At 59.1% G+C, this 16592-nt stretch carries 7 protein-coding genes; 6 read left to right on the top strand and 1 reads right to left on the bottom strand.

Annotation, left to right across the window (positions count from 1 at the left end):
- Positions 1-113 precede the first annotated feature (113 nt).
- The 3 genes from QX128_RS31410 to QX128_RS31400 are packed head-to-tail and all read left to right on the top strand — an operon-like array spanning position 114 to position 4679.
- Entirely contained in the window at positions 114-1925 is a 1812-nt protein-coding gene (locus QX128_RS31410; protein WP_316239482.1) for an NAD(P)/FAD-dependent oxidoreductase, read from the top strand.
- Positions 1918-3072, top strand: coding sequence for a KamA family radical SAM protein (locus QX128_RS31405; protein ID WP_316239481.1), 1155 nt, complete (start codon positions 1918-1920; stop codon positions 3070-3072). Before QX128_RS31410 ends, QX128_RS31405 begins: the two co-directional genes overlap by 8 nt.
- A complete protein-coding gene (locus QX128_RS31400; protein ID WP_316239480.1) occupies positions 3069-4679 on the top strand; it encodes a radical SAM protein in 1611 nt (536 codons plus the stop codon). Before QX128_RS31405 ends, QX128_RS31400 begins: the two co-directional genes overlap by 4 nt.
- Positions 4680-4696: 17 nt before the next feature.
- Here the strand turns inward: QX128_RS31400 and QX128_RS31395 are convergent, their stop codons facing one another.
- Positions 4697-5227: a GNAT family N-acetyltransferase gene (locus QX128_RS31395; protein WP_316239479.1), complete on the bottom strand. Its 531-nt coding sequence runs from the start codon at positions 5225-5227 to the stop codon at positions 4697-4699.
- Positions 5228-5606: 379 nt separating this feature from the next.
- Between QX128_RS31395 and QX128_RS31390 the strand changes: the two genes are divergently transcribed.
- The 3 genes from QX128_RS31390 to QX128_RS31380 are packed head-to-tail and all read left to right on the top strand — an operon-like array spanning position 5607 to position 16382.
- The gene (locus QX128_RS31390; RefSeq protein WP_316239478.1) at positions 5607-10835 is read left to right on the top strand and encodes a non-ribosomal peptide synthetase; all 5229 of its coding nucleotides are present in this window, start codon (positions 5607-5609) and stop codon (positions 10833-10835) included.
- Positions 10804-15528, top strand: coding sequence for a non-ribosomal peptide synthetase (locus QX128_RS31385; protein ID WP_316239493.1), 4725 nt, complete (start codon positions 10804-10806; stop codon positions 15526-15528). Before QX128_RS31390 ends, QX128_RS31385 begins: the two co-directional genes overlap by 32 nt.
- Positions 15525-16382 (top strand): phytanoyl-CoA dioxygenase family protein, encoded by an 858-nt coding sequence (locus QX128_RS31380; RefSeq protein WP_316239477.1) that lies wholly within the window; start codon positions 15525-15527, stop codon positions 16380-16382. Before QX128_RS31385 ends, QX128_RS31380 begins: the two co-directional genes overlap by 4 nt.
- The last annotated feature ends 210 nt before the right edge of the window (positions 16383-16592 follow it).

The raw sequence follows: 16592 nt of genomic DNA, 5'->3' as shown, positions 1-16592 counted from the left end.
TCACGAATGCGGCGAGTTCGGCCGCGGTCGCAATGGTCGTATTCCGCTTGGCACGCTTCGAACGACCGCCTATTCTGTTGGCCCGCGTTGGCCGCTTGGCCCTGATGACAAAAATGTCCGATCACTTGAGCCTATTCTCGCCCGAGGACAACCGAACTTGGGATGTGGTGATCTGCGGTGGGGGCCTTGCGGGGCTCGCCCTCGCGCGCCAGCTGTCGTTAGAGCTCCCCGATCGCCAGGTCTTGGTGCTAGACGAGCGCGCGCAGCCCAGCCCGATCGCAGCTTTCAAGGTCGGTGAGTCGACTCTCGAGGTTTCGACGCATTACCTTCGCGACCGGCTTCAGATGAACCAACATATGGATGGTGTTCATCTTCGGAAGATGGGCCTGCGTTTTTTCTTTCCGGCGTCAGCCGGTTTTCATGAGCGGCCGGAATTTGGGCCGTCGAGCTACGACCCGGCGCCAGCATTCCAGGTCGATCGCGGATTACTTGAGAATGGTATTCGCGCTTTGCTTGTTCAAAGTGGAATGCAGGTCCATTGCGGCACGCGCGTTGTGGACATTGAACTAGGACAAGAGGATTGCGAGCACGTCGTCAGTGTAGTCGCAATGGATGGCAACGATACTAAACGAATTCCCGCTCGGTGGGTCATCGACGCAAGCGGACGTCGACGCATCCTGCAAAAAAAACTCGGCTTGAGCATCCCGGCCGGCCATGGTTGCAGCGCGGCCTGGTTTCGGATCGCGGGACGGGTTGATGTTTCTGATTTTGTGCCGGCGTGCCGGGCCGATTGGCACGCTCGCGTGTCCCTTGGCGAACGCTATTTTTCAACCAATCACCTGATGGGCAATGGTCGCTGGGTCTGGATGATTCCGCTGGGCTCAGGGTGCACTAGCATTGGAATTGTCACACGAGAGGACGTCATTCCTATTTCGTCCTATAATACGTACGGTAAGGCGATCAAATGGCTCCTGGACAACGAGCCGGAACTTGGTGCGCGGATAGCTCCCTATCAGCCGCTGGATTTCCGGTGCTTGCGCAACTACTCTTATTCGTCGCGTCAGATCTTCTCAAAGGAGCGATGGGCGTGTGTGGGCGACGCCGGAGTCTTTGCCGATCCACTGTTTTCGCCGGGAATTGATGGAATCAGCATCGCGAATTCCATCGTCACCGATCTGATCCGCCGCGACCAGACCAGCGGCGTAAGTAGCGCTTTGATAGATCGCTATAATCAATATCTCATTGCGTTTAACGATGCGGCCATCAGGATTACCCAGCCGGCCTATCACTTCTTCGGACGCTCAAAACCTATGGCTGCTAAGCTGCTGTGGAACACGCTTGCTGGGTGGGCGGTGACCGCACCGCAGCGTTTCAACTACACATATGTGGATGATGCCCTTGCCGGGGAGATGTTGGTCGCTGCAACCCAGTTGACGGCATTGTCCCTCCGCATGGAGCGTGTCTTCGCAGATTGGGCGGAACAGCCAGCGCGCGAAGGCACCTTTGATTTTTTTGACTATCAGAATATCACGGGGGTCCAGGACCTTTATTCACGCAACGTCCGCGGAGACCAGAGCCGCGACGAACTTCTGAGCGCGCAAGCAGCAAATCTCCGATACTTCGAGACGCTCGCTCAAGGGCTGTTTCGAATCGCGTTGGAAGATCTTTGCATCGAACTTCCGGACGAGTTCTCCGGAAGTGCCTGCCCATGGCTCAATGCCTGGGGTATTGGGCTCGATCCCAGCCGCTGGGTGTCGGACCGGCTATTCGAGTGCCGGACTCCTACAGGGGAAGTCGAACCGCTTCTTGCCCAATTGAGAGCCGCCTTCGGACTGGACCGGCCGAGACACCCTGCTGGGCCACAGTCTTCACGGGCTACGTTCTCGGTCAGCGGTGGGTGTGCGGAGGTCTTAGCCGGTGACTGATGATGTCCAGCGCTCTCCTGGGTGGTCCGATTGGCGATGGCAGATCGCGAATGCGATCACCACTGTCGAAGCCCTCAAAGACTGGATCAACGTCACACCGGATGAGGAAAAGGCGATCGCCGCCACGAGCGCCCGATACCGCTGGAGGATCACTCCTTACTATGCATCCATCATGGACCCGGTAGACCCGCGCTGCCCCGTTCGCCTGCAAGCGATTCCGCATCTGGATGAGATTAGGCCGAACGTTTACGCGGAGTTGGACCCGGTCGGCGACATGCATTATCGCCGAACCGCGCGGCTTATCCATAAGTACCCGGACCGTGTCGCCATCCTCGTGTCCTCCACCTGCCCGGTATATTGTCGGCACTGCACGCGCAAATATCATACTACGGACAAGACTGGGACCTATTACGGCGAGGACCGGAGCAGCTCTTTCGAGCCGGATCTCGAGTATATTCGGCGGCGGCCTCAGATTCGCGACGTGCTGTTGACGGGAGGGGATCCGCTAATGCTCCCAACACGGCGCCTCGAACAACTGATCGAAAAACTGCGTGACATCCCTCATATCGAGCTGATCAGAATCGGATCTCGATTCCCTGTGCTCTTACCGCAGCGAGTCGACGCCGAACTCGTCTCCATGCTGGCACGGTACAAACCTTTATACTTTATCACCCACTTCAATCACAGCAAAGAGATCACCGCCGAGGCGGTGTCCGCATGTCATTCGCTCGCCGATAACGGCATTCCGGTTCTCAATCAGACCGTGCTGCTCGCTGGGATCAATGATCAGCGTGACGAACTTCTGATGCTTTTTCGGCAATTGGGAAAGCACAGGGTGCTTCCCTACTATCTGTATCACTGCGATGATGTAAACGGGGTGTCGCACTTCGTCTGCACGATCGCGTCAGGGCGGCAGCTCATGGAAGGTCTGTGGGGGCACACCACGGGCTTCGTTTTGCCGCGATACATACTGACGACACACCTGGGCAAGCTGCCGCTGTGGCCCGGACAGTTGACGACGACTGCGGATGGCTACGAATTGAGCTCCCACACGGGCGGCCACATTGTCGTATCCGAACGAGGCACCCGTGTTGCATCCTCGCCGATGTCATGGCCAGGAATGCCGTTCGAAGGCACGCGGGGATGATCGGTACCCGGCTCGACTGCGTGATCATCGGCCATCACGAGCTGCCCTTCGATCAGATCGTCGAGCGTCACCGGCGAATGCAGAAATACTCGGGCGGTTACCGGAATCTGAAGGCGAACTCAATCCTTGTCGACCAAAACCGCCTTACCTATTCGGATCTGCTCAACCGGGTGATTGGGCAGGTGCGCGGAACGCAGCCCGCTTTTGACGTGTTTCGGTTGCCGCATCTGGCCGCGCACTACCTTGCCTCGTTCTTATCTAAACGAGGATTCGCCGTGGAGGTGGTCAACAACTTCGACCACGACCAGGATCGATTGAAGGAACTCCTATCTGAGCCGCCGCGGGCCGTGGCCATCACGACTACATTTTATGTGGATGATGAACCAATCATCGACATCGTGAAGGCAGTGCGGCGACTCGTACCAGATACGATGATCCTGGTCGGCGGCCCGCGCATTTTTACGATCTGCACGAGCCACGAAGATGAAACCCAAGATCATATCTTCACCAGCGTTGGTGCGGATGCATATGTCTTCGACTCGCAGGGTGAGGGGACCCTTGCCGCCGTGTTGAGCCGGCTGAGAAGTTTGGATCTGGCGGGCTTATCGACTGTTCCGAACCTGATCTTAGCGACCGGCGACCGGATTACGCGAACGCCGAGAATACCCGAGTCCAACGACTTGGACCGGGGGGCGGTAGATTGGACGAACTTCCGCCCGGCCACCCTCGGGAAGACTGCTCCGATGAGGACGGCCCGCAGCTGCGCGTTTTCGTGTTCGTTCTGCTCGTTTCCGCTAATGGCGGGTCCACTTAGCTTGACCAGTCTGGAGGTGCTCGACTGCGAACTTCGAGCGCTTCGAGAGGCCGGTGTCGAAAACATCAATTTCATCGATGATACGTTCAACGTGCCGTTGCCGCGGTTCAAAGCATTGTGTCGTCTGCTGATAGACCGCGGTTATGGGTTCAACTGGTATTCGATGTTCCGCTGTTCGAACGCTGACGACGAGACGTTTCGGTTGATGAGTCGCGCCGGCTGTCGAGGTGTCTTTCTCGGTATTGAATCCGGTAGTCCGTCGGTTCTCGGACACATGCACAAGGCCGCGACGGTAGATCGATACGAGCGAGGTATGGCGCGGCTGAAGGATTTCGGAATCCTCACGTTGGCGTCGTTCATTGTGGGCTTTCCGGGTGAAACTGAGCAAACCGTCGAAGAAACTTGCGCCTTCATCCGCCGAACGCGTCCAGACTTCTTCCGCGCCCAACTTTATTATCACGATGTGCGGGTTCCAATTCATGAGAAGGCAGCGCAGTTCGGGATGATAGGAGCCGGCTTCAGTTGGAGCCACGCGACGATGGATTGGGCGGAGGCCTGCGACCGTGTGGAATACCTATATCAGGCAGTTAGTGATTCGCTGTTGTTCCCAGTTCACGGTTTCGACCTTGAATCCATTCCCTATCTACTTGGCAACGGCATCAGCATAGATCAGATCTTCGCATTCGCGCGCGTCGCGCAGCGGATGCTGGTGCGCAGCTTTGGTGAGGTCGCGGCCCATCCGGAAGCCGATTGGAGCGAGTTGCGTAATCTGGTTGCGCGGCGCTGCGCATAGCGCCAAGTCGCGACCTGTCATTTTTTAGTGGCCTCCTGCCCTGCGCCCCACCGGAATAGTGCGTACGGGCCGTCTTCGTAGTAGGTCCCGGCGGGCAACAGGCCAGCCTTCTGCATGACCCGGTGCGACGCCTTGTTATGGAAAAAGGCAGCGCCCAGCACCACGCGAGAAGGATGCCTCTCTTGGAGAAATGCGAGGGCGCTCCTCACCGCCTCGGTTGCATAACCCCTGGACCAGAGAGTAGGCGTAATTCCGAAAACCAACTCGAGTTCTGGCCCGGTCCTTTCCCATAACTTGAACCCGCAATATCCGATGACCGCACCGGTCATTTTCTGTTGTACGGCCCATTGCCCAAAGCCGTCTTCGTCCCATTGTTTGCGGAATCTCTCGATTGCTGAGGAAACCTGCTCACGCGACGGTTGAAATCCCGGATTCGTCATTCGGACGATCTGGGGGTCCGTCCACAGCCCATAGAGCGCATCAGCGTCCATTGGGCCGTAGGGCCGAAGCACCACCCGTTCTGAAACGATGGCCAATGAAGCACTCACCAGGAGCATCCTAGTCGTGGCGTCGGCATATTTGTCACAGGCCCTATATCCGGTCGGGGACGTGGTGGCAGCCGCTTCAACCCCAGCGGCGCCCCGATGTATCCGCGACTCCGCGTGCCCTGGCCCGCCCCGGTTGAAGTTCTTGGGGCGGGAGTTGGGTAAGTGTGCCGAACTGTCTGCTTAGGACCACTGTCCAATGGGAGCAATTTAGGCAAGCCGCCTGTACTACCGTGAATAAGTGGCTCAATGCTGCACCGGACCTCACCAACTCCTGAACCCGCCCAGCAGCTTACACTTTCGCCAGCGCCGTACAAGTTGCATGTGACAGGCAATTGGTTGCATAGTTCGTGGGATGAGATCAGGCAACGGAGCGCGGTTCGTGCCCGAGGACACAATTGCGACAATGGTCGCCGCTGCGGCAGATGCATGCCCGGATCGCTGTGCATATTCTTGGCTCGACCACACCGGAACGATCACCCAAAGCCTGACATATGGAGAACTCGCCAGTGCGGTCGAGCGGCGGCGGCAAATCATCGAACAACATACCGCTGTGGGCGATCGGGTCCTGCTCGCCGCCTCCGAGAGCCTGGCATTTGTAGAGACGTTTTTTGCCTGTGTCTCATCCGGCAGGATCGCCGTGCCGCTGCCCGAGCCCGTCGGTCAGCGCCGCATGAAAAGAATGACGGATGTCGCCGCCGACTGCACGCCGTCGCTCGTGTTTGCCAATCCCGATATCGTACCGTCCGTCAGGCGCGCGCTCGCGCGTGGCGTCAAACACGAAGTCGCCGTTCTGCCCTCGGTATCCGTAAGCAACGGACCGCTCAGTTGCTTGCAGCCGCATCCATCCCGATCTGAACAGATTGCCTTGCTGCAATACACGTCGGGGTCGACCGGCCAGCCGAAAGGGGTGCTGATAACTCATGCCAATGTCGTGCACAATTCGCGTAGCATTCAGCAGGCGTTTGGTCACGGCACTGAAAGCCGCATTCTTCTCTGGGTGCCGCTGTTTCACGATATGGGCTTGATTGGGATGCTTCAGAGCGTAGCGGCCCACGCCACCTGCTACCTCATGGCACCTGCCTCTTTCCATCGTGATCCGCTGGTTTGGCTCCGTGCAATCGACGCTCACCTCATCACTACGGCTGGGGCGCCCAACTCAGCATATGAACAGTGCGTCGCGCGGATTGAGGAACGGGGGAAGCCGCATGCCTTGAACCTTTCCCACTGGCGGGTCGCCTTTGTAGGCGCAGAAATGGTTAGGCCGTCGACCTTAGAGCGTTTTAGCGAGAAGCTCGCGCCGTTCGGCTTCAGACGGGATGCGTTTCGGCCATGCTATGGACTGGCCGAGGCGACGCTGATGGTGACTGCAGGGAGAACGATGCGGCCGTCGCTGACGGGCGTCGAGGCCAAGCAAGGAGGTATGGCCGCCGGCACCCCGGGCGCAAGGAAACCGCATCTGGTTGGGTCGGGGCACGCATTACCGGGACAGCGAATATTGATCCTAAACCAGGAAACGGACATTCCGTTGTCGGCGGGCTCCATCGGCGAGATTTGCGTATCGGGTCCAAACGTCAGTCGTGGATATTGGAACATCTCGTCGAATCCTGTCGGCGGCGCGGACAAAGAGTTCGGTGAACCGATGGTGCGAACTGGAGATTTGGGATTTCTCCGTGACGGAGAGCTTTTCATCGTTGGTCGCATAAAGGACATCTATATCAAAGACGGACTCAACATCGCGGCCGAGACGATTGAGGCGTGTATCGCCGAGGTTTACGAGCTTGCAACCGCGCGCTGCGTCGCCTTCGCGATCGACAACGGTGACAAGGAGTCACTCGTCGTCGTCGTTGAGGTCAATCGCACTCTGATCGACCTGGCCCGAATCGTTACCTTCGTTCGGGACGCTGTCGCCGATGCCTTCGCGTTCGAACCGTCCGACGTCGTGCTCGTGCGGAGGGGTAGCATCCCTCTCACGACAAGCGGGAAGCCGCAGCGCTTTCTTTGCAAGCAGGCTTTTCAGCAAGGTCGGCTCGCTGTCTTGTTGCACGATCGCCTGGATGCCAGCCATGCGGCGGCATTGAAGGCTGCGATTGGCGACGCGCCGCCCGCGCAGCCCGAGATCGTGCGCGCGATCAGCGAATTAATCTCTCGACTGCTCGCTTATTCGGCAGATGAAATCATGCCGAACGCCAGACTGGTAGATCTCGGGATAACCTCGCTGACCGCGATGCGGCTCCAGCATTTATTACGCTCAAGTTTTTCGGTCTCAGTGCCGCTAAGAAAATTGCTCTGCGCTGAGACCGTTGAAGGTCTTGCCTCGGCCGTCGCGACGGCGCAGTCTATCAAAGAGGCCAGTGAGCGTTGGAGTGATGGCGCTTGCACGCCTGGCGTATCGATGAACCAGAAGGCGCTGTGGCTGGCCTATCGCCGCGCGCCCCGGTCAAGCCTTTACAACGTGCCTCTATGTTTACGGGTGCTTGAACACCTCGACGTGGTGCGGTTGCAGACCGCATTCCAGACACTTTTTTCATCCCACTCGGTGCTCGGCATCACATACGTGCAGGACGCAATGCGCGACCTGATTCCGGTTCAGCTCGCCGACGTCCCAGCGATCGTTTTCAAGAACGTAGAAAGCATGGATCGAACGGACCTTCGCACCCTTGTCGCTATTGACGCCTCGAAGCCGTTCGATCTTGCCCAGGAAGCCAGTCTTAGGCTTCACGCCTATCGACGGGCCGACGACGAGTACTGGATTCTACTGACCGCGCACCACATCGCGATCGATCTCAGATCGATGGAGATCATCATACGCGACCTGTTCGTCTCTTATCGGCGCGACTTAAGTGATCGCCAGGCTGTGCGTGGCAAAACGCCCGCGGCAACCTTCTGGCACGCAGTTGAAGAGGAGAATCGCTTGCTCGCCAGTGTTGCGGGACAAAACGCGATCGTCTCGTCGCGATCGAATCTTTTGCCCTCGATCAACCTCGATGGATATCATGGTGACAGTTCCGAAGCGGTGGAGGAAGGGGGCAGGCTTCAATTCCAACTCGGGCGGCCACGGTCGGATGCGTTAAGGACGCTTGCGAAGTCGTTAGGCGCCACCTGCTTTGTTGTCATGTTCGCGGCAATGGCCGCAACTGTGCATCGCCTGACGGGACAGTCGCAATTTTCTCTGGGCATCGTCGATGTGGGACGCCGGCACGAAAAGTACGAGGAAGTCGTCGGCTATCTCGCCAAGATTGTATCGGTCCTGTGTTCCGTCAAGCGTGGTGAGAGCCTCGTGGACCTTGTTCTACGGCTGCGCGATGAAATAATCGATGCGCTCGATCGCATGCCTATCCCGTACGCGGCCATACAGTCCCGCGACGATTCGGGCGATTCTGCATGGGCCACGGCGTTTCCAGACGTGTTCTGTGTTGAGGAAACGCCCACCCTTCTGCGCGGACCTGCGGCCGAGGCGTTAGCCGCCGGTCAGGAGGACTACGTCGGTGAGCTTCTCGGGCTTCGGGTTGCGCCTGTCGTCCTCGAGCGGCGGTCGGTGGAATTCCCGCTGATCCTTCGGTTCGTTGTCGGTTCGGGCGGTATTACGGGCTCACTGGATTTCCAAGCCCGCGCACATCGCCCCTGCTTCATGGAGGCGTTCAGACAAGCTCTCATCGATGTCGTGGATGAAATGGGACAGGTTGCCCCTTTCACGCGCGGACATCCCCGGTACTCTAGTTTCCGGCCAGGTCCCCCGGATCAATCCATTCCGGTCGCTCCCGAAGAAATGATATCGCGGCTTGCGCTCGGTAGCCCGCAGGCGCCCGCAATCGTCGATGGCGGATCATCACTGTGCTATGCGGACTTGTGGGCTCGCGTCTCGGAAGTCGCGGGGGCGTACGCCGGCGCAGGGCTGGGCCCGGGCAAAAGGCTCGGCCTGTGTGTTTCTGACACGACCGATTTCACAGTTGGATCACTTGCAGCAATGGTGGTCGGCACTCCGTTCATTCCGCTTCCCATAGACGAGCCCGCCGATCGCCTTCAATCCATGGTACGGACCAGCGCTCCCGATCTGATTGCGATCGCCGGGCCACGGATTCCGCCCGGGATAGCTGAGCTGCCTTGCATTGACATTTCCGCAGCTGCAACGCTGGCCTCCCCTCGCAAGATGTCGGCATCGGATGTGATGTCTGACGCCCGACCGGCCTACGCGATGTGGACGTCCGGATCTAGCGGCGTGCCGAAGGGTGTGCTGGTGAGCCGCGAGTCCCTAGCCTGTCATCTTTCCGCGTTTTGCGCTTACGCGCATCTGCGCCGCGAGGATAGGGTGCTTCGGTTCTCGCCCACTAGTTTCGACGCGATCATAGAGGAGGTCTTCGGGACGTTGATGGCGGGTGCGGCGATCTGCTCTCTGAGCGAGATCGAGCGCCTGTCATTACCATCGTTCACGACCTTCTTGGAACGAGAGGGTGTGACGGTAATGAACATTCCGACCCCCTTTTGGGAAGCATGGGTGGAGTACTTAACGAGTACCGGTCGTGCGTTGCCGAAGTCTCTTCGACTTACGATCATCGGAAACGCGGCGATCGGCCGTCGATCAGTACAAGATTGGATGCGATTGTCGGGCGCGGCGGCGGTTTCGTTGGTCAACGCATACGGACCAACGGAGGCGACTGTCACGACCACCATGTTCAAAGTTCCTCGCGACGTCGACTCCGCTCGCGACGTGCCAATCGGCGCGCCACTAGATGGAAAGACCGTTCACGTCCTTGACGACGATCTCCTCCCGGTGCCGCCCGGTTCGGTCGGACAACTCTACATCGGTGGCTCCGGGCCGGCACTCTGCTATCTAAGCGACCCAGCGACGTCGGCGGCGCGCTTCTTGCCGAACCCGTTCACGAACACGCCGGGAGCGCGGTTGTTTAAGACCGGTGATCTCGTCCGGCTTGGCCCCAATGGCGTTCTTACATACGTGGGCCGCGTCGACAATCAGGTCAAACTCCGCGGGTATCGAATCGAGATCGAGGAGGTCGAAGCTGCATTGCGGGCACTGCCTGACGTCGTCGCAGCCGCCGCAGTGCTGCGCGACGCGGCCGATGGGGGCGCCGAGCTCGCCGCCGGGGTCGTCCTGCGTGCGAGCGGAGCCTCGACGTCAATTCAGCTCCGCCGTGCGGTTAAGCGCCGCCTGCCTTCGCACATGATACCTGCAGACATCGTCATTTTCGATCAAATGCCGGTCACCCGCACAGGTAAGGTGGATCGAGTAGCGGTCATGCAATGTCTACAGCCGCGTAGCAACGAGGTTCCGCAAGGTTTCGACGAAACGCGAACCTCCGTGGAAGAAGCCTTGCACCGAGTTTGGTCGGAGATCCTCAAGCGCGAGACCATAGGGCTGGAGCAGAACTTTTTCGAGCTCGGAGGACATTCCCTCACCGGTACTCGCATTCTGGCGCGAATCTCGCACGCCCTTGAAATCGAATTGCCGCTACTGACCATCTTCGAACATCCCACCATCGCGGATTTGGCTAGACATATCGAGGCTTTGCTTGACGCGAGCGACGGCAGGACCGGGATCTCGGAAGACATGCGTCTTGGCCATGCGACGAAAGGGGTGCGCAATGCCCAATGAGCCTCTCGGCGTCCCCGTTGTAGAACCCGTACTAAGCAAGCGTGCACAGTTTATCAGACGGCTGGCTCAGCGGGAGGATGCGGCCGCAGTTTGGCTGCCGCGCCAAATGTACGATGGTGGGCACGCACCGGCCACGTTGGCCCAACTTCGTCTTTGGATCCATCATCAAACGGATCAGGATACCGCGGTTCAAAACCTTGCGATTGTCGTCGCATTTGAGTCGATCGTTGAGGCACCATGGATCGAGCGTTGCCTGAGATCCGTGCTCAGCCGGCACGATGCGTTTCGAACAAGATTCATCCACGACGGCGATCATCTCTACCAGGTAGCCGATTGCGAAATCGACCCGACAATCGTTGTCGAGGATCTCAGAAGCTACGAACCGGCCGACGCCGCTCATCGCCTTGATGAGACTGTCTGGCGTGCCGTATCGACACCGTTCCGCCTCGATTGCGCGCCCCTCTACCGGTCCGTGTTGGTCCTCTTGCCGGGCGACAGGTCGCTACTAGTGTTCGTCACGCACCACATCTTATGCGACGCTTGGTCGAGTGCGATCCTATGCTCCGAGTTCCTGCAAACATGGAGCGAGCGCGCGCCGAGCTCTCAACAACGGCCGGGACTCCACGATTATGCTCGCCACGAAGCTCAAGTGGTGTCGACGCATATTGTCGAGCGTAACTTGGCCTATTGGCGAGAGCGGCTCGCAGCGCCTCTGCCCGTCCTAGCGTTGCCCTTGGATAAACCTCGGCGCAGCCTCAAACTGGAACGAGCCGGCTGGCTTTCGCAAATTCTCGGCCCGGACGAACTGCAGAAAATTACATCTGCTTGTGGCCGGCACTCGGTGACCGTGCAGATGCTGGTCCTTGCCTGTTATGTGCTGTTGCTGTCGAGGTATGCAAATCAGTACGACATCGTCATCGGAACTGACTTCGCTGGCCGAGACGACGTTCGCTTCGATGCCACGGTTGGGTTTTTCGTCGATACACTGCCGCTGCGCTTCCACGTCGGCGACAACTTAACCCTAAGAGGTTTCTTGGAGCACGTGCGCGACCGTGTGATTGAGGCGATCGCTCATCGACCGTTGGTGTTCCATCGTCTTGTGGCCGAACTCAAACCAGCTCGCACGGAACATTTGGCGCCTGTGTTCCAGACCGCGTTTTCGATTGTCGAAGAGCGACGCCGCGAGGATGACTGTAAGGACGCGGGTTCTCCTCGGATCGATCTCGTGCACCAACAGTGGCGCATTGCGGAGCATGATTTGTCGTTCTTTGCTGATGTATCGACCGACCGGATGGAAATCGCGTTCGAGTATCGATCCAGCCTATTTGAGCCATCAACTATCGCACGCTTCGCTCAGCACTTCCGCAACCTGCTGGACGCCTTCGCGGGAGCCGAAGACCAGCCGCTGCGTGAGGTGAATTGCCTTTCCACGGTAGAGCGACGGACCATTTTGGAGCATTGGAACGATACCGCCGAAATGGTGATGCTCCCGCTCGCGCTCCCGACCGCGTTCCAGGAGCACGCCCGACTTAAGCCCGAGGCTGCGGCCGTCACCTTCGATGATGATATAGTGACGTACGCCCAACTCGCCGAGCGCACAGCAGCGCTCGCGTCCGATCTGGTCGGTGCGGGGGCAGGTCCGGAACGCCTTGTTGCTATTCTGGCCGATCGCGATCCGTGGTTCGTCGCCACCGTCCTTGGGGTATTCTCAGCGGCTGGCGCATACGTGCCTTTTTCTCCGTCCGAGCCCGAATCGCGTTTGCGGATGATGCTGCGGCAGGTCGCTCCGGCGGCGCTTGCCTGCACACAGCGGACTGAGGCGCTCGCTCGACGACTTGCATCTTCCGTGGACCCATCCTTGTCTTTGGTGGTGGTCGACAGGCAAGCCACGGCCGGCGGCCCTCCTCACGACACGACTGCGGTACCGAGGCCTGCAAGTTTGGCGTACGAAATTTTTACGTCCGGCTCGACCGGCGTACCTAAGGCAGCAATGGTTTGCTACCGCGGGATGATCAATCATCTGCATGCCAAGAATGCCACTCTGGGGCTCACGTCATCTGACGTTGTCGCGCAGAGCGCGCCACAGACCTTCGATGTGCATGTCTGGCAGATGTTGTGCCCGCTATCGGTGGGCGCGCGCATGGCAATTCTGCCTGATGACGTCGCGATGGACGCGCGGCGGTTGATCGAGGCAGTAGCCGATCAGCGCATAACGGTCCTGGAGGTGGTGCCGACGGTTATGCGCGCCATCCTCGATGAATTCGATGCCGGTCGCTGCCGCCCCGATCAGCTTACGACTTTGCGATGGCTCATCTGCAATGGCGAGACGCTCGGCGCGGACTTGTGCGCCCGCTGGCTCGCAGTCTGTCCCGATACGCCGCTTATCAATGCCTACGGTCCGACCGAGTGTTCGGATGACGTGGCGCAATTCCGGGTTACCGCCGCGGCCGCCGACGGCAGAGCGGCGCCTATCGGACGTCCTTTGGCCAACACACGGATCTATATTGTCGACCGCTCGGACCAGCCGGTGCCCATCGGAGTTGTCGGAGAGTTGCTGATCGGCGGTGACGGCGTCGGACGTGGCTATGATGGGGATCCCGCTACGACCGCTGCGCGCTTCATTCCGGATCCATTTGGAGGAGATGCTGGCGCCAGGCTATACCGGACAGGTGACTTGGCGCGCTTCCTCGCCGACGGTACCATCGAATTCGTCGGTCGCGTCGATCATCAGATCAAGATCCGCGGCTGCAGGGTGGAAATCGGCGAAATCGAGGCTGCTCTCATGCGCCATGCCGGCGTCAATGCCGCGATTGTTGTGGCGCACCGTAATCCCGCGGCCGAGCATCAGCTCACGGCCTTCGTGACGCCGCGAGGCGACTTGGAGCTGTCGAGCGGAGAACTGCAAGCCCATGTTCAGAGCTTGCTTCCCCGCGAAATGGTGCCTTCCAACATTGCTATCACCCCCTCCCTTCCGTTGCTTGCCAATGGGAAGATCAATCGAATCGAATTGTCGACGCAGGCTTTTCAAATGGCGGCGACACCATTGTCGCTTGCGAGACTGGAGGGGCCGGTCGACGAACTTGTCGGACTGGTGTTCGCAGACGTGCTCAGATTACAGGCTGTCGGTCGCGATCAGGATTTTTTTTCGCTCGGCGGGCACTCGCTAACGGCAGCCGTTGCGGCCACCCGATTGCGAGAAATCCTCAACACCGATGTCAGGGTACGTGACATATTCGATCATCCCACGCCCGCGCTACTTTCTGGTCGCATCCGTAGAAGCCGCGGCGGACGTCCGTGGGACGATGTTCCGCGCATCACACGTCGCGCGGAAGGAACTGCTCACCTTGCATCAGCAGCACAGCGTCGGGTCTGGATCGCCGACCAACTTCGCCCGCAAGATCACGCATATCACATGGCCGGCCTAATGCGGATCTGCGGCAGCGTCCAGATCGAGCATTTGCAACAAGCCCTCGACGCTGTAGTCGCGCGTCACCAAAGCCTCCGGACGGTATTCGTTGAACGGTGCGGGATACTGCATACGGATGTGGTGCCAGCGAGCCCGGTCGAGCTACCAGTCATTGACTTACGTGAAAGGTACGCTGAGCGACCCAGCCTCGAGGTCGAATGGGCGCAAGAGCTTGCTCGTCCAGGCTTCCGACTGGACCGATGGCCATTGTTTCGCGTAGCGCTGCTTCGGTTCTGCGAGGAGGAGTATTCCCTTGCTCTTGCGGCACACCATATCGCTTATGATGGCTGGTCGATGTCTATCTTTGCGGACGAACTCGCTACCTTGCACGCGAACTCCGCGTTTGGACAAAGTCAGCCGCTCGCCCCCCTCCCGATCCAATACTCCGACTTTGCCGCATGGGAGCAGGATTGGCTCGGCAGCCGCGCAGCTGACATGCAGCGTAGGTATTGGCGCAAAACTTTGGGCGACCTGCCAAATCCTGACATCCTACCTGCCGATGGCGAGCGTTCAGGCCGCGGCGCCAGAGCGGAGCGGTTTGTTAGCTCCGACGTGACCTGCCGGATCAAACGCGTCGCGCGACAAGAAGGCGCGAGTGTCCTAATGGTGCTGCTGGCGGGCCTTAAGGCGCATCTCTTCGCTCTTTCCGGCCGGACCGACATCATCGTCGCAACACTATCTTCCGGCCGATGCCAAACGGAGCTGGAGCGTCTGATCGGATTTTTTGTGAACGTAGTCGCCATTCGGACGGAGCTTTCCGGATGCCGCATTTTCACCGACGCCATCGCGGCCGTTCGGCGGTCGGTACTGGATGCCTTCGACCATCGCGAACTGCCGTACGATATCGTCGTCTCAGAAGTCGTTCAGCCGCATAATCGCAAAGGTCATCATCCTTTCCAGATCGTTTTGACCTACAACGCGCTTCCCACCCCTCTGGAGTCGCGATGGGACATTGAGATAGAAGAGGTGTTCAATCAGGCTACGCGCTTCGATCTTGAGTTCCTTGTGCAGGAAAATGACAATGGCCTCAAGATCGTTGCATTGCACGATGCCGAGCTTTTTAGCCCAGAGCACGTTGCATCATTATTGGCCGGATATGTAGCTACCCTGGATGCCTTTAGCTCCGCTCCCGAGCGGCCCCTCCGAGTCGCGCCGGCAGCTCCATTCGGGATGTTCGCCTTCGAGTGCCATGACCAGGCTACTCCGACCGGGAAAGGTGATCGATGACCCTTCTGGACGAGCCTTCAGATCTCGCTCCCACGGAGCAGGAGATCGCCTCTTATCGGCAGCACGGCTGGTACTTGTCACGCCTTGTCATCCCGTCGGAATTGATCGATGACGCGCTCTACGACATGGAGCGTCACTATGCGGGCGAACGGGGACGGCCTCTGCTCGCGGAACACTACGTAGAATGGCAGCCTGGACGCCCGGGACTGCGTCTCACCGATTACATGTCGCTGCAATACGAGAGCTTCCAACAGCTGGTGAGCTACCCCGCCATAGGAGGCATTGCGGCGCGCCTCACCGGCCTGCCGCCAATCCGACTATTTCACGATCAGCTAATCTACAAGCCCCCGGCCGAGCCTGGTTCGCTGGCGATAGTCGGGTGGCACACGGATCGGGCCTATTGGAGAACCTGCTCCTCCGAGCACATGCTGACGGCATGGGTGGCTTTTCAGGATTGCGAGGCCCAGATGGGCGCCCTGCGGTTCATCGAGGGCAGCCATCTTTGGGATGGTACGCTGGGAATGAAGTCCTTCTATGACGAGGACGTGGCCCGGCTTGAGGCCGAGTTGAGCCGCGAACACAGGGAGTTCAGAGTATCGTCGCCGGCGCTGCGGAAAGGCCAAGTGATGTTCCACAATAGCAGGACCATTCACGGCAGTCCGCCCAACCGCTCCGAGCTACCGCGCATAGCGCTTGCAATCCACCTGCAGGATGGGACCAATTGCTATGTGAAAGTGAAAGATGAACACGGGCATCCGGTGGTGCACGTCATTGACACGCTCTGCCGATCCACCGCCGACGGTAATCCCGACTATTCCGATCCAGACATCTGTCCTGTGTTGTGTGCAACTTGAACAACGGCCCCGCCAAAACATCAATTGAGAGTATGGGGACCGGGAGCGCGGCTCCGGTCTGGTCGGCCCAGTTCGCGCGCCCGGCGTGGCAGGTCGTCCCCGATTTTGCTCGGCCCGGCTTGCCCTTGAGCAGACCGCGCTCAGTGGTTTATTCCCCGAAGCATCGTCTATTCACACTGAAGCTAGATGTCGAGATCTCTTCCCGGATCA

It is taken from the genome of Bradyrhizobium sp. SZCCHNR1015, from assembly GCF_032489875.1.
Taxonomy (GTDB): domain Bacteria; phylum Pseudomonadota; class Alphaproteobacteria; order Rhizobiales; family Xanthobacteraceae; genus Bradyrhizobium.
Note: the sequence above shows the minus strand (reverse complement) of the source record. Positions and strands in the feature narration are given on the sequence as shown.